The organism is Leifsonia sp. GW821-FHT13C09 (genome assembly GCF_058806435.1).
This window is the reverse complement of record NZ_JBXAPS010000011.1, coordinates 1-22,671: the sequence shown is the minus strand read 5'-3', so window position 1 is coordinate 22,671 and position 22,671 is coordinate 1. Positions and strand designations below refer to the sequence as shown.

The 22,671-nt window shown below is 68.4% G+C and carries 20 protein-coding genes and 3 pseudogenes; 8 read left to right on the top strand and 15 right to left on the bottom strand.

The window, feature by feature from the left end; translation table 11 throughout:
• The first annotated feature begins 100 nt into the window (after positions 1-100).
• Positions 101-613: a MarR family winged helix-turn-helix transcriptional regulator gene (locus tag AC1ROW_RS20465; RefSeq protein WP_493021317.1), complete on the top strand. Its 513-nt coding sequence runs from the start codon at positions 101-103 to the stop codon at positions 611-613.
• 313 nt (positions 614-926) lie between these two features.
• Here the strand turns inward: AC1ROW_RS20465 and AC1ROW_RS20460 are convergent, their stop codons facing one another.
• The 8 genes from AC1ROW_RS20460 to AC1ROW_RS20425 all read right to left on the bottom strand — a co-directional run bounded on the left by AC1ROW_RS20460 (position 927) and on the right by AC1ROW_RS20425 (position 11,027).
• Positions 927-1,292 (bottom strand): hypothetical protein, encoded by a 366-nt coding sequence (locus AC1ROW_RS20460; RefSeq protein ID WP_493021315.1) that lies wholly within the window; start codon positions 1,290-1,292, stop codon positions 927-929.
• Positions 1,293-1,511: 219 nt separating this feature from the next.
• The gene (locus tag AC1ROW_RS20455) at positions 1,512-3,026 is read right to left on the bottom strand and encodes a PucR family transcriptional regulator (RefSeq protein WP_493021313.1); all 1,515 of its coding nucleotides are present in this window, start codon (positions 3,024-3,026) and stop codon (positions 1,512-1,514) included.
• Positions 3,023-4,051 (bottom strand): S-methyl thiohydantoin desulfurase domain-containing protein, encoded by a 1,029-nt coding sequence (locus AC1ROW_RS20450; RefSeq protein ID WP_493021311.1) that lies wholly within the window; start codon positions 4,049-4,051, stop codon positions 3,023-3,025. Before AC1ROW_RS20450 ends, AC1ROW_RS20455 begins: the two co-directional genes overlap by 4 nt.
• 30 nt (positions 4,052-4,081) lie before the next feature.
• The gene (locus tag AC1ROW_RS20445; protein ID WP_493021309.1) at positions 4,082-5,200 is read right to left on the bottom strand and encodes an S-methyl thiohydantoin desulfurase family protein; all 1,119 of its coding nucleotides are present in this window, start codon (positions 5,198-5,200) and stop codon (positions 4,082-4,084) included.
• Positions 5,197-6,297, bottom strand: coding sequence for an S-methyl thiohydantoin desulfurase family protein (locus tag AC1ROW_RS20440; RefSeq protein WP_493021307.1), 1,101 nt, complete (start codon positions 6,295-6,297; stop codon positions 5,197-5,199). The genes AC1ROW_RS20445 and AC1ROW_RS20440 overlap by 4 nt, the downstream gene beginning before the upstream one ends.
• Positions 6,294-7,847 (bottom strand): hydantoinase/oxoprolinase N-terminal domain-containing protein, encoded by a 1,554-nt coding sequence (locus AC1ROW_RS20435; protein ID WP_493021305.1) that lies wholly within the window; start codon positions 7,845-7,847, stop codon positions 6,294-6,296. The genes AC1ROW_RS20440 and AC1ROW_RS20435 overlap by 4 nt, the downstream gene beginning before the upstream one ends.
• 83 nt (positions 7,848-7,930) lie before the next feature.
• Positions 7,931-9,298, bottom strand: a complete 1,368-nt coding sequence (locus tag AC1ROW_RS20430; protein WP_493021303.1) for a purine-cytosine permease family protein — start codon at positions 9,296-9,298, stop codon at positions 7,931-7,933.
• Positions 9,299-9,824: 526 nt separating this feature from the next.
• Positions 9,825-11,027, bottom strand: coding sequence for an IS110 family RNA-guided transposase (locus AC1ROW_RS20425; RefSeq protein ID WP_493021301.1), 1,203 nt, complete (start codon positions 11,025-11,027; stop codon positions 9,825-9,827).
• A 234-nt stretch (positions 11,028-11,261) separates the two neighbouring features.
• Between AC1ROW_RS20425 and AC1ROW_RS20420 the strand changes: the two are divergent.
• Positions 11,262-11,709: pseudogene (locus AC1ROW_RS20420) on the top strand (IS30 family transposase); the annotation flags it as partial.
• A 63-nt stretch (positions 11,710-11,772) separates the two neighbouring features.
• Here the strand turns inward: AC1ROW_RS20420 and AC1ROW_RS20415 are convergent.
• Entirely contained in the window at positions 11,773-12,639 is an 867-nt protein-coding gene (locus AC1ROW_RS20415) for an ArdC family protein (RefSeq protein WP_493021345.1), read from the bottom strand.
• Positions 12,640-13,037: 398 nt separating this feature from the next.
• On the opposite strand from AC1ROW_RS20415, the gene AC1ROW_RS20410 reads away from it, so the two are divergent.
• Both AC1ROW_RS20410 and AC1ROW_RS20405 read left to right on the top strand, forming a co-directional pair.
• Entirely contained in the window at positions 13,038-13,274 is a 237-nt protein-coding gene (locus AC1ROW_RS20410) for a hypothetical protein (RefSeq protein ID WP_493021299.1), read from the top strand.
• 321 nt (positions 13,275-13,595) lie between these two features.
• Positions 13,596-13,934, top strand: a complete 339-nt coding sequence (locus AC1ROW_RS20405; RefSeq protein WP_493021297.1) for a carboxymuconolactone decarboxylase family protein — start codon at positions 13,596-13,598, stop codon at positions 13,932-13,934.
• A gap of 177 nt (positions 13,935-14,111) precedes the next feature.
• Here AC1ROW_RS20405 and AC1ROW_RS20400 read toward each other — a convergent pair whose 3' ends face one another.
• From AC1ROW_RS20400 to folE, 4 genes and pseudogenes are all read right to left on the bottom strand, one after another.
• Positions 14,112-14,420: a thioredoxin family protein gene (locus tag AC1ROW_RS20400; protein WP_493021295.1), complete on the bottom strand. Its 309-nt coding sequence runs from the start codon at positions 14,418-14,420 to the stop codon at positions 14,112-14,114.
• Between the two features lie 248 nt (positions 14,421-14,668).
• Positions 14,669-15,760, bottom strand: a pseudogene (gene tal / locus AC1ROW_RS20395) (transaldolase).
• A complete protein-coding gene (locus AC1ROW_RS20390; protein ID WP_493021293.1) occupies positions 15,754-17,040 on the bottom strand; it encodes an NAD(P)/FAD-dependent oxidoreductase in 1,287 nt (428 codons plus the stop codon). The pseudogene tal and the gene AC1ROW_RS20390 overlap by 7 nt, the downstream one beginning before the upstream one ends.
• Entirely contained in the window at positions 17,037-17,699 is a 663-nt protein-coding gene (gene folE, locus AC1ROW_RS20385; RefSeq protein WP_493021291.1) for a GTP cyclohydrolase I, read from the bottom strand. Before folE ends, AC1ROW_RS20390 begins: the two co-directional genes overlap by 4 nt.
• Positions 17,700-17,787: 88 nt before the next feature.
• Here folE and AC1ROW_RS20380 point away from each other — a divergent pair, with 88 nt between their 5' ends.
• Together AC1ROW_RS20380 and AC1ROW_RS20375 are read left to right on the top strand one after the other, a co-directional pair.
• Positions 17,788-18,468, top strand: a complete 681-nt coding sequence (locus AC1ROW_RS20380; RefSeq protein ID WP_493021289.1) for a helix-turn-helix transcriptional regulator — start codon at positions 17,788-17,790, stop codon at positions 18,466-18,468.
• Between the two features lie 595 nt (positions 18,469-19,063).
• The gene (locus tag AC1ROW_RS20375) at positions 19,064-19,405 is read left to right on the top strand and encodes a DUF7882 family protein (RefSeq protein ID WP_493021287.1); all 342 of its coding nucleotides are present in this window, start codon (positions 19,064-19,066) and stop codon (positions 19,403-19,405) included.
• Between the two features lie 583 nt (positions 19,406-19,988).
• Here the strand turns inward: AC1ROW_RS20375 and AC1ROW_RS20370 are convergent.
• Positions 19,989-20,420, bottom strand: a complete 432-nt coding sequence (locus AC1ROW_RS20370; protein WP_493021285.1) for an SRPBCC family protein — start codon at positions 20,418-20,420, stop codon at positions 19,989-19,991.
• 417 nt (positions 20,421-20,837) lie between these two features.
• On the opposite strand from AC1ROW_RS20370, the gene AC1ROW_RS20365 reads away from it, so the two are divergent.
• Complete coding sequence (locus AC1ROW_RS20365; RefSeq protein ID WP_493021283.1) at positions 20,838-21,224, top strand: hypothetical protein; 387 nt, start codon at positions 20,838-20,840, stop codon at positions 21,222-21,224.
• Between the two features lie 36 nt (positions 21,225-21,260).
• On the opposite strand, the gene AC1ROW_RS20360 is transcribed toward AC1ROW_RS20365, so the two are convergent.
• The gene (locus AC1ROW_RS20360) at positions 21,261-22,013 is read right to left on the bottom strand and encodes an alpha/beta fold hydrolase (RefSeq protein ID WP_493021281.1); all 753 of its coding nucleotides are present in this window, start codon (positions 22,011-22,013) and stop codon (positions 21,261-21,263) included.
• Between the two features lie 300 nt (positions 22,014-22,313).
• Between AC1ROW_RS20360 and AC1ROW_RS20355 the strand changes: the two are divergent.
• A pseudogene (locus AC1ROW_RS20355) lies at positions 22,314-22,671 on the top strand (haloacid dehalogenase type II); the annotation flags it as partial.

Here is a 22,671-nt window from a genome sequence, read left to right as displayed (position 1 = left end):
CAGCCCGGACGCGGCCGATAACGAGACGCTGTGCACGGAACGCGACGAAGGTGTGCACCGGATCTTACACCTGACTTTGTCTTCCGTCCGACAGCTCTCCATGGGCGACGAGATCGAGGTGAATGTGGGCGTGCGGGAAGCATGGCTACGCCTGATCGCGCTCACCCAGTTGCTTCCGCCTCTGCTGGACACGGAAGCGTCGCGCGAGTCCGCCTCCAACCACTACGAGTACTTCGTGCTCTCGCGATTGGCCGAGGAGCCGTTGCACCGGATGTGTCTCAGCGCATTGGCGGCGGCCACGAACGCGTCGATGTCCTGCCTCAGCCACGTGATGAACAGGCTGGAGGCCCGCGGCCTCGTCGCTCGCATGCCCTGTGAGGAGGACGGCCGAGCGACGAACGCCGTGCTCACCCGGCGCGGTGAGGAGCTGGTGGCCACTGCGGCTCCGGGGCACCTGGACGCCGTGCGCGATCGCCTGCTCTCTGCGCTGACCGAGGGTCAGATCGCGCAATTGGGCGAAATCTCGGCCGCTCTGCTCGGTGCTATCGACCCCGCCCGGCGACCGAGCGACGTGTGTGCGCCGATCGTCGAAGCAGCCTCAGCTGGCTTCTGAGGTTGGCGCACCTGGTTAGTAGGCACGCCGTGCTCGCCAGTCCCGTCTTCTACGCCCTCGGCGCATCGGAGAAATCCACCGAGCCCTCCGTTCATTCCGGACCGCTCCTCGCCGCGCACACGGGAAAACGTCCCCGGGGGCGCCGAAAAGGCGCGGCCCTCGTGGTCGCGCGTCAGTCAACCTGAGCGGTGCGGGTCGGATGAATACTCATCGACGGGAGATGGAGGACCGACCGGTTAGCCGACGGCGGTAGACTGTCGCTGGATGAGCCGACACGGCACTCGTTCGCCGCCGAAGATCAGTTCTCCGTCGATCACCCGGAGGAGCCGGGTCGCGGCGACATGGCACCGCGGGCGGCGTCGGCGATCGCGGGGGCGAACGCAGCCACGACGCCGACTGGGGACGGGGCGGCGGCGAGTTTGGCCGCAAAGCTGCCGGTCGGCCCGTACTGTCGTTCGAGCGCGATCAGAAGGGCGGCGGATCCGCCGGATCGGCCGTCGAAGGAACTCAAGTCGGCGATGATCCCGCGACGGCCGATCCACCAGCCCGAGGCGTCGTCCCCGACCATCGAGCCGACCCTGGCGGCCCCGGCCGGGCCGATGCCGAGACCGACGATGCCCGTCCCCGCCGTGACGTTGGTTCCGGGCTCATCGCCGAGCCCGCCGAGCTGGGACGTCACTGCCTCATCCGCGACTAGAACGCTGGGTACGCCGAGAGATCCGGCAAGGGATGAGAGGAGGCCCTCAAGGTCGGTGAGACTCCGTAGAGTCCCTGGCGATGGTGTCGACCGATCAGATCCCGAACGTGCCAGGCGGCCCTTCGAGCGGTTGAGGATCGTCTCCACGACGTCGCCCCCGTAGCGGAAGCTGTCGAGGATGACGTCTGCGCGCACGCTCTCTCATCGTCGGACGGTGCGGCAGGCGAGCTGCACCGCGAGCCGCGTCTCCGGATCGCCGAGGTCGAGTCCCAGTAGCTCCTGGGCTCGGATGATCCGGGTGGAGACGGTGTTCCGGTGCAGGCCGAGGGCGTCGGCCGTCGCCGCGATCCCGGACTCGTGGTCGAGGTAGGACGCGAGTGTCTCCAGCAGTTCCGGGCCGCGGGCGAGCAGGGGCGCGAGAAGGGACTCGGCCGCAGGGACGAAGGTGTCGCTCCCCGTCCAGGACAGCAGCAGTTGCTCCAGACCCAGCGCGTCGATACGCAGGAAGTATCCCGTGGCCGACCGATCGGCCGCGAGCCTGGCCGCGTCGGCGGCGCCCTCCAGGGTCGCGACCAGGCCAGAGGGGCCTGTCTCCAAGGTTCCGACGCCGGTGGCCACGTTGAACACCCGGCGGGCGGAGGTGTGCAGCACGTGCAGGGCGCGCACGCTGTCCTCTACCCGGCTCGGCCCGGGCGGTGCGGCGAAGCTCAGCCAGCCGGTGATGCCGCGTCCGCTCGTGGCGGCGTGCGAGTCGGCGGGCAGCGCCGTCAGCTCGCTGGTGACGAAGCGCAGCAGCTGGAGGGTGTCGACCCGGCTGCGTCCGACCAGCCGGAAGCCGAGGTGGTAGCCGCTGGAGCGCCAGCCGCGCTCCAGCATCCTCTGGTCGAGCTCCGGGTCGCGGTCGTCGCCGCGCTCGAGGAACTCGCGCAGCAGCCCAGAGGCGACGGCGGCGTCGTTGACGTCGGCGACCTCGTCGATCAGGATGCGCGCGGCGACGACCGGCATCGCCACCTCGGCGGCCACGCCGATCGCGCTCAGCTGCAGGGTGCTGAGCCCGGTTCCGAACACGGCGAGCCGGAGTCCGGCCCGGCTCGGGCTGTCCACCCGGACGGAGGCCGCTGCGTCCTCGGCGACGGACACCAGGTCCAGCCAAGGTGCGAAGTCGATGGCGGCGTGCACGGCGGAGGGGAGTTCGCCGCCTGCCTGAAGGAGGACGCCCTCGCCGTCGATCAGGGCGACACCGTGCCCGACGCTCGCCGAGAGGTGGCGGAGCAGGTCGGCGAGGTTGTCCGCGTGGTACTCGATCGACTGCGCGACCCGGCGCACGTACCCGAGCGTGAGAGCGTCCCGGCCCTCGACCAGTTCCCACGCGGCCCGCGCGAGCGCCATCGGCTCGTCGACGTCGAGCAGGGCGAGGCCGAACCGCTCCGCCAGGGTGCGCGTGCCCGGGCCGAACGCCTCGGCTCCCGGCGCGGCTATGGCGCGGTAGCCGCGATCGCGGACCCGGCGCACGAGCGCGTCCTGCTGCCACGGCGTGGCCGGGGGCGGCGACGTGAGCAGAGCGAGGAGGTCGGCGCCCTGCGGCGGGAGGTCCGACTCGGTCGCCCCGACGACGAGGTCGCGCCAGGGCGTGGCGGGATCGGCCCCGGCGAGGATGCGGGCGCCGCCCCCGGCGGGGTGTGCGAGCAGCGCGGCGAGGTCGAGGCTGTCGCTCATGCCGCCTCCAGCCCGGCGAGGCCGAAGGCAGCGGGTGTGACCCGGGCCAGCCGGTCCGCTTGGTCGGTCCACCACGCGGGCGCGGGCAGGGCGAGCACCGTCACGTGGCGGGCGATGGTCACCCCGTCCACCTGCAGGATGTCGCGTGAGCGGGTGTCCAGCGCGACGATGATCTCCGGCGCGGCAGCGACCGTCGCCCCGTCCCGCACCACCGCCAGCAGCTCCGACCGGGCCACCAGCCGCAGCAGCGAGCCGTCGTCGCCCTCGACCTGAGCGGCGCTGACGAAGGGATCCTCGGGCGAGGGCTCGACCAGCGACACCCGGCCGGAGCCCAGCAGCCGGCCGCCCAGAGCCTCGGCCAGGGCGGCGGCGTCCGCGTCGGCGGCCGCCGCCATCCGCTCGCCGAGCTCAAGCGCCCGCAGAGAGGTGCCCACGATGCCGTGATCGCGCAGGTCGCCGACGGTGAAGCCGGCCATCAGGACGGTGCCGGTGCCGCCCGCTTGCACGACCGCCGCCCGCACCTGCGATTCGACGTCGGCGGCGCGCGTGGTCTCCACGACGGCGACGCCCCTCCCGGTGTCGCACACGGTCACGATGCTGGGGAGCCCGTCGACCAGGAGGGACACCTGGTCGAGGCGCGGCAGAGCGCGACCCATGCAGTCCGCGTCCACGACGTCGAGATGGTCGGCCAGCAGCAGCGGCGCCAGCCCGTTCATCCCGCCGCCCTCCAGGGCGCACACCGCGGCGGCCCGCACTCCCGTCCAGCGCTCCGCGGCGGCCAGGAGCGGGTCGAAGGCGGTGGCCGGCGGGATCCGCTCGCTGAGCAGATACGTGGAGCCGGCGAAGGCGACGGTCACGCACGGGGTCGACGGGTCGAGGTCGTCCACCGCCTGTATGTGGAGGGGCCAGATCGGCGCACGCTCCGCCATCAGCCGGAGCAGGGTGGCGCCACCGCCGCCGCCCGATCCGAGCAGCGAGAATCCCCGGCTCAGTGCGTCGAGACGCTCCAGGCCGAGAGTTTCCATGCTGTCAAGGTTAGGGGCTGCGGCGGCGATTCAGGCCGAACCGGCCCGCGCGAGCGAGCGGCTCTCGACCGGGACGAACTCCTCGGTCAGCCCGAACGCGCGAGGCCCGAAAGCGGCCAGCGCCTCCGGCGTCCGCATCTTCTCCGGGGTCGAGATGCCGAGCACGCGCACCCGCTGGCCGTAGCGCAGCCCTTCCGTCGTGATCGGCTCGCCCGACTCGATGTCGGTCACGCAGATCAGGTCGGGCACGATGGCCACCAGCTCGCCGTCGCGCAGGGCGATCAGGTTCTCGTTCTGGAACCGGATCTCCAGCTGCGAGTCGTCGCCGGCCGCCAGGGCGGAGATGGTCGCCCTGCCCTTGGCGAAGCCCTCGGTGGTGCGCCGCTCGACGTCGGTCACCTTTCCGCTGAACAACTCCCGCACCTCCGAGTAGAGGGTCGTGGACAGGGTCTGCGCGATCGCCTCGAACGGTGAGCGGTGCGCCTCCCGCGCCTCGCGGATCGCCCGGCCGAGCGCGAGCGCCATCGAAAGGGTGCGCGGAACGGCGGTGCGGCGCACGTCGGCGCCGGACATCGCGTACTCCGCGATGTGGCCGACGCCGCCCAGGCGGATGGTGACGCCGCGGGCCAGCCACTCCATCTGCCGGTCGTCGTCACCGGTGTCGATGACGACGGTCTCGCCGCGCTCGCCGGCGAGGGCGAGCGGGGAGCCGTGGACGCCATAGACGGCGAAGGTCTCCATCGACAGTTCGGGGAACGCGCGCCCCATGCCGTCCGCGTCCACGACCGGCAGCCCGGTCTCGGCGGCGACGATCAGCGGGATCATCGAGTTGATGCCGCCGCACTCGATCGGCATGGTGGCGTCCGCGGTGCGGCCGAGGTGCGCCTCCAGGGTCCGGAGTGCGAGCGTCGGCTCCGTGCCCGCCGGGATCTTCTCGATCATCACGGTCGGCGCGCCCATCTGCGCGGTCGGGATGACGAACAGGTCGTCGGCCAGGTCATCCGGGTCGAGGACGGTGATGGCCCGGTCGCCGAGCACGCGCTCGACCAGCATCTGGCCGATGTACGGGTCGCCTCCTCCTCCCGTCCCGAGCAGGGTGGCGCCGCGGGCGAGGTCGGGCAGGTCGGCCGCGGTGAGCGTCCAGCTCATGCTCCGGCCTCCACCAGCTGCCGCTCCGGCGTGCCGTCGAATCGGTGCGAGGGGAGGTCGTAGCCGAAGTACGCGGGACCCACCATCGCGAGCGCCTCCGCCGTGTGCCAGCGCGGATCGCTCGGCGCGGCGACCACCCGGACGCGCTGGCCGTAGCGCAGGCCTTCGGTGGTAATCGGCTCGCCGCTCTCCGCGTCGAGCACGATGATCAGGTCGGGCGTCGTCGCGAAGGTGACCTCGCCCGACTGCGCGATCAGGTGCTCGTTCTGGAACGACAGCTCCAACGCAGCCACATCCCCGGCGGCCTCGATCCGCGCGCGCCCGCGGGCGAACCCGGTCGTCGTCGCGCGCTCCACGTCGACCACCTTGCCGGAGAAGAACTCCCGGGCGGCGAGCCGTTCGACGGTCGCTGCGACCGGGTCGGTCTTCGCGAGCCGCGCCTCGGCGATCCCGGAGCCGATCGCGAGGCTGTGCGAGAGTGAGCCGCCGACGAGCGCGTCCCGCGCGACCGCACCGCTCATCGGGAAGCCGGAGATCATGACCGAGCAGCCCATCTCGACGCAGGCCACGCGGGCGATCCGCTCCGTCCAGTGGTTGTCGACGGTCTGGAGCACGCCGACATTGCCCTTCTCGTCGCTGAAGGCGAGCGGGGACGCCGTCACGCCGTACAGCGTCGGCAGCACCATCTGCAGCTCCGGGAATGCGCGTCCCATGCCGTCGGCGTCCAGCAGCGGGAGTCCGAGCGCGGCCGCCGCGGCGACCGGGATGGTGGAGTTCACGCCGCCGATCTCGGCGCAGGCCACGTGGGTCACCGGCCGCCCGAGATACGTTCCGAGGGCATGGACGGGCGCCACCACCTCGTCGAGGGAGGGGAGCTTCTCCACCATGACGGTCGGCGCGCCCATCATCGCGACGGTGAGCACGAGCGCGTCGTCCGGCACCTCGTCCAGACCCACGACGGTGACCGGCCCGTGCTCGGCGAGCGCCTGCCGGGCCAGCAGCGAGCCGATGTAGGGGTCGCCGCCGCCGCCGGTGCCGAGCACCGCCGCGCCGCGCGCGAGATCGCTGATGGCGTCCGCGGTCAGAGTCCAGCTCATACCCGCACCCCCATCGCTAGGTCGCCGACCGCCTTGACGCGGATGCGCGTGGCGTTGCCTGGCAGGTACGGGATGGGCACCTCGTCGAAGTCGACGATCGCCACCGACGCGGGGGAGGCGCCGGCGGCGATAGCCTTGTCCACCGCCTCCGCCCGAACGGCGGCGATGGCTTCCTGGCGCCGGCCGGGCTCGACCGCGTACACCTTGTCGATCTCGCCCCCGACCTGCGCGATGGATGCGCCGATCGCGTTGGCGACGGCGTAGTTCTCCGGCCGGTGCACGGCGCCGAAGATCGGCAGCTCGTCCGGCAGCAGGATGGAGCCGCCGCCGACGGCGACCACCGGGATGGGGTCGGGCGAGGTGCGCATCCGGTCGACGGCCTCCGCGACGCGCTCGGCGATGCGGGCGAGGACGCGCTGCACGAAGGCGGGGTCGAGGTGCGCGACCTTCGAGGGGTCGCCGACCGTGGCGCGGCCGGCGGCGACGGCGATGTCCGTCGCCGTGAGCGTCGAGCCGCCGAAGACGAGCGCCTCGGTGGTGAGCCGGTAGCCGACGGACTCAGGACCGACCTCTGCGGTCCCGGTGTCGACGATGGAGCCGCCGCCGATGCCGATGGAGAGCACGTCCGGCATGCGGAAGTTGGTGCGGACTCCGGCGACCTTTACCTCGTTGGCCGTCTCGCGCGGGAAGCCGTTGATGAGCATTCCGATATCGGCCGTCGTCCCTCCGATGTCGACCACCGCGCAGGTCTCCAGACCGCTGGTGAGGGCAGCGCCCCGCATCGAGTTGGTGGGGCCGGAGGCGAACGTCGCGACCGGGTAGAGGCGTACGTAGTCCTCGTCCATCAGGGTCCCGTCGTTCTGGCTGAGGAAGATCGGCGCCTCGATGCCCTGGGCGCGGACGGCGGCCGTCAGGCCGTCGACGATCTCGGAGGCCAGCTCCCGCAGCGCCGCGTTGATGATGGTCGCGTTCTCGCGCTCGAGCAGGCCGATCCGGCCGATCTCGTGCGACAGCGAGATGGCGACATCGTCCCCGAGCTCCGCGGCGAGGACCGCGGCGGCCTGCGTCTCCACATCGTGGTTCACCGGCGAGAACACGGACGAGATGGCGACCGACCGCACGCCGTGCGCGGCCATGTCGGCCGCGATGCCCTTCAGCTCGGCGACGTCGAGCGCCGAGATGGGCCGGCCGTCGAACTCGTAGCCGCCGTGCGCGAGGTAGCCACTGCCGCCGATCGCCTCGATCAGCGTCTCCGGCCAGTCCACCAGCGGCGGGAGGGCCTTGGTCGCGGGGAGGCCCAGCCGCAGCGCGGCGGTGGGCGCGAGCCGTTTGGCCTGCACGAGCGCGTTGATGAAGTGTGTCGTGCCGATCATCACCGCGTCGATGTCCGCGCCGTCGAAGCTGCGCGCCTCGCGCAGCGCCTCGATGGCGCTGACGATGCCGCTCGTCACGTCCGGGCTGGTCGAGTTCTTGACGCCGGCGAGGGTGGTCCGGCCGTCCATGAGCACTGCGTCGGTGTTGGTCCCTCCGACGTCGATGCCGATGTGCATAGGTTCCGCTTTCTGCTGTGCTGCGTGCGCCGCCCGTGGACGGCGCACGCAGCTGGTGGATCGATGGTGCGCGGGCGCGCCGCTCAGTTGGTGGCGACCGCCTCCGGTCCGGCCGGCGCCGCCGGCTCGGAGTCGGCCGGACCGGCCTGCTTCGTGGTGGCGCGACCGACGCCCCGCACCCAGCCAAGCTTCCCGGCGACCGTGTAGAGCACGATCGAGAGGAGCAGCGACCAGATCGCGGGGATGCCCCAGGTGACGAAATAGCCGACGAGGGAGGAGACGAGCCAGCTGACGAGAGTCGCCGGGACGATCCGCGGCGCGAACTCGGGCAGCCGGCCGGAACTCCTTGTCGCATCGAGGTCCCCGCGCCACTTCCGGACGAAGAAGTACTCGGCGACCATGATGCCCGCGATCGGCGGGAAGGCGACGCCGAGGACGATGAGGAAGCTGGTGAACGCCCCCAGGATGCCGGCTGCCGCGAGGATCGTGCCGACCACGCCGAGCACGATGGTGGTGGTCACCCGGTGCAGGTTCTTCGAGAACGCCGTCGAGATGAAGTTCACCAGGCCCAGCGTGGAGGAGTACAAGTTCCAGTCGTTGATCTTCAGCGTTCCGGTGATGACGATGATGAGCCCGACGAAGCCGATCGAGGAGGTCACGATCGCCACGATGTCGCCGGTCCCCGCGGCGTGGGCGAGCAGCACGCCGGCCAGCCCGATCACGAACTCGCCGAGGCTCACTCCGACCACGGTCTGCTTCACGACGTCCGCGCGGCTCCGGTTGAACCGGGTCATGTCGGCGGTGATGATCGCGCCGACGATGAGGCCGCCCGCCACGATGCCGGTGCCCTGCCAGACGGTCATGGTCGGGCCTGGAGCCGGTGAGGTGAGCAGGTCGGCGATGGAGTGCTTGCTGAGTTCGCTGATCACCGACCAGCCGACCAGGATGAGGAAGAGCGGCACGGTGATGTTCGCCAGCCACTGCATCCCGACGAAGCCGTAGGCGACCACGGCCGTGACGGCGAGGCCGAAGATCACGCTCCACGCCCAGATCGGCAGAACCCCGGGCATGAGGGCGTCGAGCGACTGGGCCGAGATGGCCGACTGGATGCCGAACCAGCCGATGAGGCTGATGCCGATTGCCAGGCCGACGAGGGACGCTCCGATCTCGCCGAAGCCCGTCCAGCGGGCGAGCAGGGCGGTGTTGAGGCCCTCCTTCTGCCCGATGATCCCGACAATGCACATGATGACCTCGAGGATGATGGAGCCGAGCAGCAGCGCGAGCGCGGCCTGTCCGAAGGTCATGCTGTAGCCCAGGGTTGCCCCGAGCAGGAATTGCGAAAGGGCCGAGACCTGGCCGAAGCGCTGCACCGCGATCCCGAACCACGGCTTGCGGGCGTCGGGGGTAACGCGGGAGAGGGCGAAGTCGTCGGCATGTGCTGTACGTGCCATGAGGGTTTCCTTCTGGTGTGGAGGAACGGGGTTGCGACGATCCTAGAGATCCGTGGAAGGAGACTGAATGTGCGTTTTGCCCGAATTGGCGGATATTCTGTGCGAAACGCACAGTCCGGGGATCGCCGTTCATCGGCCGCAGGCCACCGAACTAGCGCTTGCGGTGACGGGATTATTCTCGTCGAGCGCGTGAATAGCGCCTCCGCCGACCCCGCCGAGCGGATCTAGCAGATGCCGCTCGGGTGCGGTAATCCTCTCGGGCCCGAAGTTATACTGATGCCGCAGCCCGAGGATCCTCTCGATCACTTCCGCGTCCGTCGCGGTCGGTAAATGTTGCAGGGCGCCGGATCGGTCCTTTGGCCCCTTGAACCCTTGGCGCCTCGTAGCGTGTTAGCCAGTGGTAGTAGCTGCCGGGCCACGCAGTAGTTGGGTCGGCGCATGTCACACCCGGGACGTCGGTCAGTGAGCGGCGGCCCGCGGCCGACGACCGCGCTGTTCCCAGGCATTGGGAATCTCAATGAAGATGTCAAGCCGCCAGTGCAGTGGTTCGGAGGGGCTCCAGGTATTGGGTGCGGTCGTGGAGCATGGCCCAGAGAACGTTGATGCGGCGTCGTGCGAGCGCGATGAGGGCTTGTTTGTGTGACTTGCCCTCGACGCGTTTGCGGTCGTAGAAGGCGCGGGACGAAGGGCTGTTCTTCAGACTGGAGAGCGCGGCGAGATAGCAGGTCCGTAAGAGCCGACGATTGAAACGCCGGGGCCGATGATGGTTGCCGCTGATGCGGCCCGAGTCCCGTGGCGCGGGTGCGACTCCCTCGACGCTAGCGAGTCTGTCTGCGCTCTCGAACGAGCGCAGGTCACCGCCGACGTTGGCAAGGAATGTCGCTGCCAGGATCGGGCCGAAGCCGGGCATGCTGGTGAGTATCTCCGCGTTCGGGTGATCGTTGAACCGTGCAGTGATGGTGGCGTCGAGTTCGGTCAGCTCGTTATCGATCGACGCGATCACAGCCGCGAGCCTGGCGACGAGAGTAGCGCCGACTGTCTCGGTCGAGAGCGTGGTGTTCTGCGCGTTCGCGGCGTCCAGGGCCTTGGCCGCGACCCCAGCGCTGTTGCGGCAGCCCCGCTTCTTCAGCCAGGCAGTCAGCCGTTTCGCACCTATGCGGCGCAACGCTGCAGGCGTCTGATAACCCGAGAGCAGCATCAGTGCCGCCTTGTTCTTCTTGTAGTCGAACGCCCGCTCCAACCCAGGAAAGTACTCCAACATCGTTACCCGCAACCGATTGATCGCCCGCACCCGATCATGAACCAAATCCAGCCGGCGGGCAGTCAGAAGGCGCAAGTCGATGCTGATCTGATCACCGTCGCGCACCGGCTGCAGGTCGGTGCGCATCCGAGCTTGGTCGGCGATGATCCTGGCGTCCTTTGCGTCCGTCTTCCCATCCCCGCGATAAGTCGCGGCCGCATGGTGGACGATCCTTCCAGGGATATAGAGTAGTTGCTGGCCATGATCGACCAACAGCGAGATCACCAAGGCGGCGCCCCCAAAGTTCAGATCCGTCGCCCAAACAATCGCGGCACCGTCAGCGATCTCGGCGACATCTCCGATGAGCTCCAGGAGCGGCTCTTCGTCGTTCTCGACCCGCCGAGACAGCAGCACGGTGCCGTCTGCGTCGATCACGACGCAGTGGTGCGCTCGTTTGCCTGAATCTATCCCCGCCCATATTTCGGGCATGCGCGTGTCCTTCCGTCAGCAATCAATGAGAGCCCTATCGATAACCGCGCCGGCACGTCCTTACCCAACGATCAATGTCGCAAGTCTCAATAAGCGGTCGAGTCATCGGCGGGCAGCGGGCGGCCATTCCCAGTGAGCCGTCAAAACGGCAGGGCGACACTGAGCCATACCCGCTGCCCGTGGGTGATCGAAACACTACGACAGTCCCGAAATCACCCACCCCAACAACGTAAGGAAGGCGACCTCATCATCGGTGCTGACCATGCCAGCGCGATCGGCACGCTCGTCGAGCGCACCAGCCGATTCGTGATGCTCGTCCATCTCCCGAACGATCACGGCGCCGAGACCGTTCGTGACGGCCTCAGCGACAATGAGCACCCTGCCGGTCGCGTTGAAGAAGTCGCTGACCCGGGACCAGGGAGCCGAGATGGCCGCGCACAAGTCGTTCACGATCGCGACCGACATGAACGTCTACTTCTGCGACCCAGCCTCACCCTGGCAACGAGGATCGAACGAGAACACGAATGGGTTGCTGCGGCAGTACTTCCCGAAAGGCACCAATCTCTCTGCCCACACCCAAGCCGCCCTCGCCCGCGTCGCACACGAGCTCAACACCCGCCCACGCAAAACGCTCGACTGGGAAACCCCAGCCGAGCGCCTCGCTAAGCTACTCGCCAACTAACCGCCGTGTTGCAACGACCACTGGAATCCGCCATGTGGGTCGGGGTCTGGCGTTGCCGAGTTGTTAGTCCTGGTGCTCGATGATCTCCGCGATGGCGTGAGCCGTTTTCAGCACGCGTGCCGCGGTGTCTCGAATGACCGTGACATCGTCGTCGGCCCATCCGGTGATGTAACCGATGCTGTAGGCGCTGGTGTCGAACCCGATTACGCCCGCGACGATGAACGCGGCCGATTCGGCTTCGACTTCCATCCGGCCGCGGTGTGCGCGGTACGCGTCAAGGTCGTCGACGTGACCCAACTCGATGTGCGCCGATTCGTGAATGAGCGTCTTCGCGGCTTGCTCGATGGCGAGGTTCTCCGCCAGGGTCACCCGGTGCGACTCCGGGTCGGTGTACCCGCTGGCATTGCCGATCGCTGCGCGGTGGACACTCCATCCGTGCGTCTCTAGATGGGCAGTGAGGGGAGAGATGATGCCGTGGTCGTCGTCGCCGACCAGGCGCCGAGTTGGATCCTGGGGCAGCGGCTCGGCCCCTTCGATCGGGTCCGTCTGGGAAACGTCGAAGACAGACAACGTTGGGAAGTACCGAACCACATGCTGTCGGGTCTCAGCTGCTTCACTCGCGTCGTCGTCACGGTCGGTCTTCTTCTCGCGGTACCCGAAGATCTTGATTGATTTCTCACCTCTGCGTACCTGTCGTCCCTTGGCCTGCCATTGCCGGAACCCGGCGACCATGGTCGCGTCTGGGTTCTGGGCGAGGATAAGCAGAAGGTTGTTCAGGCTGTAGTTGTGGAAGGAGCGGGCGAACTCCAGGAATGCCCGCCACTGTCCGCTGTCGGCGAGCTGCTGGACCTGTTCCACGATCGATGCGTGCAATGCCTCCGCTTCCGCTTGTCGGTCATCCGCACTCCGAGTGATCGCCCGTCCGCTCATGATCTCCACCTCTCTCATCGTCCTTGTTGCCGTTCCGGCACAAAGATCGAGAGCGTGCGGAGGCAGCGCAGTGCCCGAAGGGAGCGGTTGCTAAGCGCAGGGAGCGCAGCGAGTGGAGTCTGCAAAAAGCGAGTGGAGGGAACGGAGCTGGTGGAGCTCGCTATGATCGGATGCCGGATCGGAAAGAAGGCGTAACAACGCAGCACGCCGAAGGCGTTCGAACTCAGACGGCGAGAGTTGGCCGGACGTGCGGTTGCGGCTTCGATGCCGTTGCGGTCCGTGGGTGAGTTCGGCACGTGTTCGCCGACTCCATGAGTTCTCAAAATTGCTTCGCGCCAGTAGAGCCGTGCCCCGGTAACGTCTGGTTCGATGCGAGACGATCAGGGTAGAGTCGCGGCATGGCGCGGGAAGTTCGTTCGCATCACGATCTCGCCGCCGGGCTCCGCGCGCGGGTGCTCGAGCGCGGCAGCTTGCGGCGGGAGTTGCGTGCGTTCGCGCTGGATGGCGATGGGGCGAATGCTCCGGAGCCGCATTCGGCGTTGATCGTGCAGGTGCGCGAGGAGTCCTCTCGCGTCACGGACGCTCAGGTCGACGCGGGCCGTCTTGCTCTGGGGTCCGAGAAGGAGGCGTTTTGAGCTCGTCCTCGCGGCGGCGATCGGCGCGGGATTGGAGCGCTGGGAGGTTGCGGTCAACGTGATCCGAGAGGCCGGCGATGCGGCTTCCTGAGATCGACCGGGGTGACACGCTGCGTCACCGGGCTCTGATCGGGATGATCTCCCGCCTGTCGGGCATGCGTTTGCCGGACGCAGCCCGGGTCGCATTCTATGACAAAGACTTCGCCGGCCCAGCTCTGGGCGAGTGGACCCAACGCACCATGCGAGTGCCCAGTGGCTGGAGCGTGAGCGAACGCGAACTCGAGGCGGCTACTATCGCGTCGTGGAACCAGTGCCCTTTCTGTGTCGGGGCGCACGGAGCGATCGCTGTGCAACGGAATCGACCGCAGCACTGTCGACGCCGTCATCGATGGCTACCGGACGGCTCCGATATCGTCACGGCTCGCTGCAGCGCTCGCCTTCATCGAGAAACTGACCCGCGACCACACAGGCATGACTTCCGAGGACGCACGCGCTGCATTCGCGGCCGGAGCCACCACCGCAGACCTAACGGATGCTGCCGCCGTGGCGTCGCTGTTCAACATCATCGCCCGATACGCCAACGCCCTCGACTTCGAGATCCCCTCGGAGGAAGACTTCGCCAGGTCCGCCAAGATGCTCCTGCGACGCGGATACTCCTGAGCAAGGGCCGCGAATCGAGGACCGACCTGTCGCCGCTACTTCGTCCTTCGATCGCCGCGCCACCAGAGCGCTACCCAGAGGCCGCATCGTCTACAGATCAGCGCCTTGCCGCCTTCGAGCGCATGAACCTTCCTCCTCGGCAGGTCGCGACCGCAACAGGAACACACAACCAATGTGTCATCCATGTGCGGAGATCGCTTCCACGAGCTGATCGACGGTCGGGAGCCCGGCGACACCGCCCGGCGTGAAGTAGATCCGACAAGCGAGTTCGGTGGTCAGCGCTCCGTTCGGAAAGAGATCTTCACCATCTACAGTGATGGTCGGCGAGCCCGCGAACGCGACCGACGCCGCGTCCTCCGCAGTCTGAAGCCGTCGGAAACCGACGGGCGTGGATCTATCGCCGAGTCGGTTGAGCGCCTCGCGAACGCGAGCGCCGGCGAGTTCCCAGTTCTCACACTCGTCGACATGAAGCACTTCGATCCTCATGGTGCAATTCTCCGCCCTCCGAGCACAGCATCGCCGTGTGTGCCGTTTGACAGCCCTCGACGGCGTCGATCAGTTGGAGGCGATCGGCGCCAGGAAGGGTGCGGTCCGTTCCAGCTTCTGCTTCTTCGCTTTGGAGCCATCGTCCTGATCCTGCCCTATCGCTTCGGACGGTCCGGCTTCACCCGCAGCGGGGAGGAGTGGCGTCGTGCTTCGCGGGACCGCACGGTCTTAGTACGTGGCGGCGGGGATCAGCCTCGGACCGCCGCGACCAGACGCTGCCAGGATTCCCCGAACGTGTCGATCCCGGCGCGTTCGAGCTCTGACGTGACCTCATCGAGCGGCACACCGATCCGTGCAAGCTCGTCGAGCGTCTCGCGCGACTGCGCGTAGGTACCCCGGATGGTGTCGGGGCGGATGCGGCCGTGGTCGTGCAGGGCCTCCAGCGTCGCGGCCGGCACCGTGTCGACGACGTCGGGTGCGACGAGCTCCTCCAGATAGCGCGTGTCGCGCATCGCCGGGTCCTTCACGCCCGTGGAGGCCCAGAGCGGCCGCTGCGGGTGGGCGCCGAGCGCGTCCAGTCACTGCCACTCGGGCAGCGCCAGCGACTCCTCGTACGCGGTATACGCCAGCCGTGCGTTGGCGACCGCGGCGAGGCTTCGGAGGCCGGCCGCGGCGGGTCCGCCGATCGTGTCGAGCCGCCGATCGACCGCGACGTCGACCCGCGAGAGGAAGAACGACGCGACTGACCGGATGCCGGAGGGGTCGATCCCCGCGGTGACGGCGCGGGCGAGTCCGGCCCGGTAGGCCTCCCGAACCTGCCGGTACCGGTCGAGCCCGAACAGCAGCGTCATGTTGATGGAGGCGCCTTCCGCCGTGGCGTCCTCCAGTGCGCGGACGCCCGCGTTCGTCGACGGGATCTTCACCAGCAGGTTCGGGCGGTCGACGAGTTCGCGCAGCCGGCGCACCTCGGCGAGGGTCGCCGCGGCGTCGTGGGCGGCCTCGGGGGTCACCTCGATCGAGACGAACCCGTCGGCGCCGCCCGAACGCTCGTGGACCGGGAGCAGGACGTCACAGGCCGCGCGCACGTCCGCCGTGACGATCGCGAGCGCCGCCTCGCGAGGGGCGGTGCCGGCCCGTGCGAGGTCGGCGAGCTGTGCCGCGTAGGCGGCGGGATCCTTCTCGACGGCGGTCGCGAAGATGGTCGGGTTGGTCGTGATGCCGGTCACGTCGCGTTCGGCGATCAGCGTGTCGAGGCGCCCAGAGAGGATGTCGGCGCGGGAGAGGTCGTCCAGCCAGATGCTGACTCCGGCGTCGCGGAGGTCGGAGGTGGCGGTCACGATGCGGCCCTCCTGACGCCGGCGTCGCCCTCTGCAGTTCGCGAGTCCGCACGCAGAACAGACGGAAGGGGCAGGTCGGCATCGCGCAGACGCGCGCGCGAGACCGGAGCGCGCGAGGCGACCAGCGCCTTGATGTCGTCGTTGACGTCCCAGACGTTCACATTCATCCCCGCGACCACGTGGTCGTCGCGCAGCCAGAATGCGATGAACGAGCCGGATGACGGCTCGCCGCGGTACACGATCTCGGCACCCGAGGTGAGCGGTGCGAACCCGGCGTACTCCATCCCGATGTCGAACTGGTCGGTGAAGAAGTACGGCACGGCGTCGTGCTCGACGCGTTCGCCGAGGATCGCCCGGGCGGCGGTCGTGCCGCCATCGATCGCATTGGCCCAGTGCTCGCTGCGCAGCCGCGCCTCGATCAGCGGGTGGACGGCGAACGCGATGTCGCCGGCGGCCCACACGTTCGGGGCGCTCGTCCGCAGCGACGAATCCGTGAGCACGCCGTTTCCGACCGCGAGACCCGCGTGCTCGGCCAGGTCGATGACGGGCACCGCGCCGACGCCGATGATCACCACGTCCGCCGGCACAACCTCGTCGTCCGCCAGCCGCACGCCCGTGGCGTGTCCGCCCTCGCCGGCGATGGAGTCGACCTCGACGCGGGTCCGGATCCGCACGCCGTGGGCCGCGTGGACGTCGGCGAAGTACCCGCCCAGTTCGTCGCCGAGCGCGGCGGCCAGCGGCACCGGGTCGCGTTCGAGAATGGTGACCGCATTGCCGAGCGCCCGTGCGCTGGCCGCCACCTCCATCCCGATCCAGCCGGAGCCGATCAGCACGACCTCCCGCCCGCCTCCCGCGATGATCTCGCGCAACCGATCACTGTCGTCGACGGTGCGCAGCGAGAGCACGCCGTCGAGGTCTGCTCCACGGATGGGCAGCCGCCGCGGGGTCGATCCTGTCGCCAGCAGGGTGCGGTCGAAGCGGTAGGCCGCGCCGTCGGAGTCGGTTTCCGTGCCGGCGGTCGGGTCGAGGCGGGCGATGCGCGTGCCCAGGTGGAGGTCGATGTCGTTGTCGCGATACCAGGCCTCGTCGTGCACATCGAGGGAAGCGCGCTCGTCGGTCCCGGCCAGATAGCCCTTGGAGAGCGGCGGCCGGATGTAGGGCAGGTGGCTCTCGGCGCCGAAGAGCCGGATGGTCCCGTCGTACCCGACCTCCCGCAGCGAGGTCGCGGCTGTCGCCCCGGCCAGCGAGGCGCCCACGATCGCGACCTCCTTCGGCGCGCTCATCGTTCGGCCCTCCATTCGTCGAAGGGCGAGGCCGCGTCGACCGAGGAGGCTTCGGCGAAGCGCCGCGCGCCGGTCCTCGCGAGTTCGCCCGTGAACCGGGAGGTGCGGGTCAGGGCTCCGGGTGCGCGCACGCCGCGGATCGCCATGCAGAGGTGCTCGGCCTCCAGCACGACGCCCACGCCTCGCGGCTCCAGCTCGGTGTCGAGCCAGTCGGCGACCTGAGCGGTCAGGCGCTCCTGCAGCTGGAGGTCGCGCGAGAAGTGCTCGACTGCGCGGGCGAGCTTCGACAGGCCGAGCAGCCGGTCGCCCGGCAGGTAGCCGACGTGAGCAACACCACGGAACGGCAGCAGGTGGTGAGCGCACAGCGAGGTGAACGGGATGCCGCGCACGAGCACAAGGTCGTCGTAGTCCTCGTCGTTCGGGAAGGTGGTGGGTCGCAGCGGCGGAGCGTCGAGCAACTCGGCGAACGCGGCCGCCACCCGCCGGGGCGTGTCGGCCAACTGCGGGTCCCCGGTGTCGCGCCCGAGAGCGCTCAGGAGGTCGGCGATCGCCGCCTCGGCGCGCGGCCGGTCGACGGCCGCTATCCAGGGGCCGGGCAGCGGATCGGCGACCGGGTGGAGCGGTGGATGGTCCTCGTGGGACTCTGTCGTCAGTGACATCGTGTCCTCCTCGTGCGCCTCTTAGGCCAAGAGTCACCCCCGGCGCTTCTTTTGTCAAGAAATACTTTTTTAGAGTTAGGATGGGTGCATGACCGATGACGATCTGACCGCGGTCGCGGCGCTCGCGGAGCCGGTGCGGCGCGAACTGGTGCGTCTCCTTGCGGCCGCGGCCGAGCCGATGGGACGTGACGAGCTCGCCAAGCGGGTGGGGCTGCCGCGGGCCACCGTGGCCTTCCATCTGGAGAGACTGGTGGACTCCGGTGTGCTGGTCGCGGAGTTCCGCCACCGCGGAGACAAGCGTGGACCGGGGTCGGGGCGCCCGGCGAAGTTCTACGCCCTCACACGCGACGAGTTCGCCGCGACCGTGCCGCCGCGCCACTATGACCTGGCCGGCGAGCTCCTTGCAAGCGCAGTCGAGATCTCCGACAGCACCGGACGGCCCGTGCGGGAGTGTCTGCTGTGGGTGGCAGGCGAGCGCGGCGCGAGCCGCAGCGACGCGACCCGGCCGCTCGCCGACACTCTCGGCGACCTCGGCTATGAGCCGGTCGACGACGATGAAGGCGGGTTCGTGCTCGCCAACTGCCCGTTCCATCGGCTGTCGAGCCGCCACACTGACGTGATCTGTTCGGCCAACGTGGCGTACGTGGCGGCACTCAGCGCCGGCGCGAGTGACCCGCGCGACACCTGGCTGGAGCCACTGGCCGGCGGCTGCTGCGTGCGCGTCGGACCTACGGCGGCAGACCGTCCTTCGACCGAACCCGCAGGCTGATCGGACAGTCGGCCGCGAGGTACGGCGCGTCGTCCGTCTGGAGGCGCAAACTCGTTCGGGTCGAGCGGCCGCCGCGCCGTCTCGTCCCACTGGACGATGCGCGGTGCGCCAGCGCTCAGGTGGCGAATCGCCCTTGGGCCGATCTCTCTTGGCCTTGGTGGTCCTTGGTCTCTTTGGTATTGGTTCTCTTCATCGGGTACTTCTCGTTTCAATAGCTGCGGTTTCGAAAGCCAGGGCCGACCGGGGCCGAGACCCCCGCATCGTTGCCGGCAGACGTGTCATTGCCCGAACCGCGGGCGTAGCGTCGCCGCTGGCGACGGGGGTCTAGCCATTGCTGCGAATGCACGGGTTCCTGACCTGACCCGTCCTCCGCCTGCCGATTCGCATTTCGGTAGCTCCAAGCACCCGATTTCACCTGTGACTCGTTCCTTCTGCTCAATGCTTCCTCTGCCGTTGAAGTATTGAGCAAGCACGACATCGGACAGATTTCTGATCTCGGCTAGTCTGACCATTTATCTAACCAGACTAGTGAAACTCGTGCGCAAGGTGGACGATCGTCAGAAGAGTCTCCCCACACACCGCGAAGGAGTACGGGATGGGCCGAATGATTTACGAGACCGCTCCAGCCCTGGAGATCAACGATCGGGCGTTGCGACATCTTCACGCGGCCAGTACCGAAAAGCTGCGCCTCCATGACGCTTTCTCGTTCATGTGGGACGACGAGCCAGACATCGGTGGAGATCGCAGCGCGGAAGCCGTCCGGCACGGCGAGTACGGGGCCATCTGGATCTCACAGAAATCGTCCCTGTACTTCAGCTTCGATGGCCCGCTCAAAACGCCCCTCAACCGCGACTGGGTTCGACTCCTGCTCGCGACGAGCTCCGGGGGCGGCACGCTTCGGCTGCTGCCGGAACCAATTGATGAGGGTGTGCACTGAGCGGACCAGACCTAGGTTGGGGACGCTGTTATCTCGGCATCCCCACACGGCCGCCGGGTTGCCCGGCGTCAGCCATCGGCGCAAAGGACCGCCCGACTGGACGCGGACCGCGCCGCCCTACTGGGAACGCGGCCCGCTCGACGATCCCGAACTCGCCGTTCCGCAAGACTCCAAGCCTCCGCACTGCCGGTCAATCCCGTTGCGACTGGCAGTGGTTGAATGTAGTGAAGGCGGCCGCCCTACCGACGGCCGGTTCAAGCCTCTATCGCCCTGAGGGTCTCACGTCGATCAGGTGGGCTCTTCGGCGGACTGATCCCCTGGCCTCGTTTCAGTGATGCGAGCCCTGCGCGTGGTGGACACTTTGATGCTGTCCACTCTTCTGGTCAGCTCACCTGCTCGGCAACGTGACACCGGGTAGCGACCATATTCACCAGCTCCTTTTCGCTGGGCTCCCGCTGGCGGGACTGCTCCTGTCGACCCGCGACTTCCCACCCGGAGTAAGCACTAGCGGGTCTCCCACGCGGTTGAGCCACCGTTCACTCGCCCCTTCGAGCGTGACCTGGCAGCCGGCTCGTCTGGGGGCTCAGGATTCGAGGATGCGCTTGAGCTCGGTCAGCTGGGCGACTTCGTCGGCCATGGTCTTGGCGATCATGCCGTTCATCAGTCTCATGAGACCCGTCGGGGTGTAGTCGAGCGCGAACGTCAGGCGGTTGCCGGTGGCTTCGGGGGAGAGCGTGTAGCGTCCCGTGGGCCGGGCGGGTCCCGCGATGACCGCGAATTCGAGTTCGCGTCCGGGGTCAGCTCGCGTGATGCGGTAGTCGCCGTCGATCGCGCGTCCGCCCGGACCGGTGAGGGTCTGGGTGTAGACGGCGCCGAGCTGCCCGGCCGTCCCCTCCCGCAGGCGGATCGACTTCACGCCCTTTCGCCAGAGCGGATTGTTCCCGCCGTCTGCGAGGAACGCATAGACGTCGTGCGGGCTTCGTTCTATGACGATGTCGTTCTCAGCGTGAGCCACATTCACCTTCTGTTTCGTGGGTTGTTGATGACTCGGACCCGTGCCCGGGGCCGGGATGCTCTTCCGGCCCCGCGGGGTTCGGCTCCGCGAACGGGTGGCGGTAGGCGTCCCTGGCAAGCGATTCGACGTACTCCTCGGGTGTCATCCCGCGGGCGGCGGCGCGGGACGACAGCGCGCAGAACGCGGCGCGCGTGATGGTCACGGTGAGTGCACCCGGGCCGGGCGTCCGCTGCAGGTACATCGCTTCCTCCCTCGGGCCGTGGGATTGGCACTTCAATCAGAACTTTAGGGCCCTCATCGCGATGAGTGCGACCCGTGGGGAGATTGCTTCGTGCACTAACTTGACCCAAAACGGTTTCTGAATAAAGTCAAATGTGGGGGCGATGCTGGGGCTCTGTCGGGAAGGAGTTGTGGGGCATGTCGGATGAGCTGAACCGAAGATTCGGCCACTCCGTGCGCCGACCAGTGTCCGGCGACTCCTTTCTGCACGCTGAGGCGTGGATGGCCGAGGTGGGACGTGCGCTTCGCGGTCCTGACGGCGCCCGCCTGCTCGCGTTTCACGGCCTTCCGATTGACCTGGTCCTTGCCGTCGCCCAATGCGACGCGTGTTCTGCCGATTCAAGCGGCATCACGCGAGCCCACCTGGCAGAGCTGGCCGAGCGAACCGGTGTGAGTCGCCGCCAGGCGGCCAAAGCGAGGCTCGTCCTCGTCGAAGCGAAGTTGGAGAGCTTGGACCCGCACCCTTCCAAGCACGGAGCGACCCATCGCGTTCTGAACCGATCGCCCCACGACGACGCCGACTGAGACAGGACGTCTGTGGAGCGCGCAGGAATTGCTGTCCTAGTCGGTTTGCCAGTGCTCGCGCAGGATCGCAGCGAGCTGCTCGGGCTCGATGCGGTGTGGCGGGTCGAAATGGTGGCGATCGTCGAAGACCACCAGCCGGTAGTGCGGGAAGACGTGCGAGAGGCGGTCCGCGATCTCACCGTAGTCGTCCGGGTTGCTCTTGCCGCCGAGGACGAACAGAACCGGCCGCTGGAACGCCGTGAGCGCGGCACGGTCCAGATCGTAGCTACCGAACTCGTGTAGGAACGCGGTGATGCCGGCCGGTCGCTTCGCCATCCACGGTGGGGGCTCGCCCGGCGGCGGAGGCGCCAGTTCGACACCGGGTCGGACGCCCAGTCGCATGAACTCGGCCATGAAGCGATCCGGCGGTAGCGACTCGAGCGCCTCGTACTGCTTCCACAGCTTCGCGTGCGCGTCGCTCCACCCCCAATTGCCTGCCCAGGCGGCCTCGAGAAGGGTGAGGCTCGCGAGGCGCTCCGGCTGCTTCGCCGCGAAGGCGAGCGCTGCCGCCCCGCCGCCGGAGTATCCGACCAGGTGGAACGTCTCCCAGTCGTGCGCGTCGGCCTCCTGAAGCACTCCGTCGATCTCGGTGTCCAGACCCCAACTCGGAGGTGGCGAATCGTCCCGGTATAGCTCGAGTTCCTTCGCGACCGCGTCGACCTCCGGGCCCAACGCGGCGATTAGGGCGCCGTAGGCGAGGGAGGCGGGCAGGACGCTTCCCGGCAGCAGCACGACCCTCTGGGGTTCCATGGGCAAACTGTACGCCGCGAGAGGACCTCCGGGGATGCGCGTCATTTTCGCGCCCTCGGTCGCTTGAGAGCCGCGAGGTCCCAGCCCACGGCCCCCACGAGTCGCCTCGTAACGCCGGCGTGAGCGCCATGACAATGGCGCGTGCGGGCGGTGCAATGCTGGTGCCCACAGACTGTGATCGGCCCGGTCGTCTTTTCGCGCCTTGTGCCACCTGCCATTCGGCGGGGCTCGCATCCTCGCAGTCGTCCTATCCGCGTACACTCCACGATGCGTCGGGGGAGACGACGGAAGGACAGCATTGTGGATGATCCGCCGGTGATCGTATTCGATGTGAACGAGACGCTCTCGGACTTGTCGCCTCTGGGACGACGATTCTCGGAGATCGGTTTGTCCGCAGACGAGGCGCAGTTGTGGTTCGCGGCTCTGCTGCGGGACGGGTTCGCCTTGGCTGCGTCGGGCGATAACGGATCTTTCTCGGCCATTGGCGAGGACCTTTTGCGGGTGAGGCTGGCCCGAGGGGACGCGGAGATGGGTACCGATGCCGCGGTCGCGCATGTGATGTCTCAGGACATCGGAAGCGAAAGTGTCTCAGGACATCGGTGCCGGTTGGTGTCTCAGGACATCGGTGACGGTTCGTCTGGTCGCGGGTTGGGGCGGC

Bases quoted from the DNA above. Each gene is read 5' to 3' on its own strand.
- AC1ROW_RS20465 (WP_493021317.1), top strand. From the start codon at position 101: ATGGGCGACGAGATCGAGGTGAATGTGGGCGTGCGGGAAGCATGGCTA.
- AC1ROW_RS20455 (WP_493021313.1), bottom strand. From the start codon at position 3,026: ATGAGCGACAGCCTCGACCTCGCCGCGCTGCTCGCACACCCCGCCGGG.
- AC1ROW_RS20450 (WP_493021311.1), bottom strand. From the start codon at position 4,051: ATGGAAACTCTCGGCCTGGAGCGTCTCGACGCACTGAGCCGGGGATTC.
- AC1ROW_RS20445 (WP_493021309.1), bottom strand. From the start codon at position 5,200: ATGAGCTGGACGCTCACCGCGGCCGACCTGCCCGACCTCGCCCGCGGC.
- AC1ROW_RS20440 (WP_493021307.1), bottom strand. From the start codon at position 6,297: ATGAGCTGGACTCTGACCGCGGACGCCATCAGCGATCTCGCGCGCGGC.
- AC1ROW_RS20435 (WP_493021305.1), bottom strand. From the start codon at position 7,847: ATGCACATCGGCATCGACGTCGGAGGGACCAACACCGACGCAGTGCTC.
- AC1ROW_RS20430 (WP_493021303.1), bottom strand. From the start codon at position 9,298: ATGGCACGTACAGCACATGCCGACGACTTCGCCCTCTCCCGCGTTACC.
- AC1ROW_RS20425 (WP_493021301.1), bottom strand. From the start codon at position 11,027: ATGCCCGAAATATGGGCGGGGATAGATTCAGGCAAACGAGCGCACCAC.
- AC1ROW_RS20415 (WP_493021345.1), bottom strand. From the start codon at position 12,639: ATGAGCGGACGGGCGATCACTCGGAGTGCGGATGACCGACAAGCGGAA.
- AC1ROW_RS20410 (WP_493021299.1), top strand. From the start codon at position 13,038: ATGGCGCGGGAAGTTCGTTCGCATCACGATCTCGCCGCCGGGCTCCGC.
- AC1ROW_RS20400 (WP_493021295.1), bottom strand. From the start codon at position 14,420: ATGAGGATCGAAGTGCTTCATGTCGACGAGTGTGAGAACTGGGAACTC.
- AC1ROW_RS20390 (WP_493021293.1), bottom strand. From the start codon at position 17,040: ATGAGCGCGCCGAAGGAGGTCGCGATCGTGGGCGCCTCGCTGGCCGGG.
- folE (WP_493021291.1), bottom strand. From the start codon at position 17,699: ATGTCACTGACGACAGAGTCCCACGAGGACCATCCACCGCTCCACCCG.
- AC1ROW_RS20380 (WP_493021289.1), top strand. From the start codon at position 17,788: ATGACCGATGACGATCTGACCGCGGTCGCGGCGCTCGCGGAGCCGGTG.
- AC1ROW_RS20375 (WP_493021287.1), top strand. From the start codon at position 19,064: ATGGGCCGAATGATTTACGAGACCGCTCCAGCCCTGGAGATCAACGAT.
- AC1ROW_RS20365 (WP_493021283.1), top strand. From the start codon at position 20,838: ATGTCGGATGAGCTGAACCGAAGATTCGGCCACTCCGTGCGCCGACCA.
- AC1ROW_RS20360 (WP_493021281.1), bottom strand. From the start codon at position 22,013: ATGGAACCCCAGAGGGTCGTGCTGCTGCCGGGAAGCGTCCTGCCCGCC.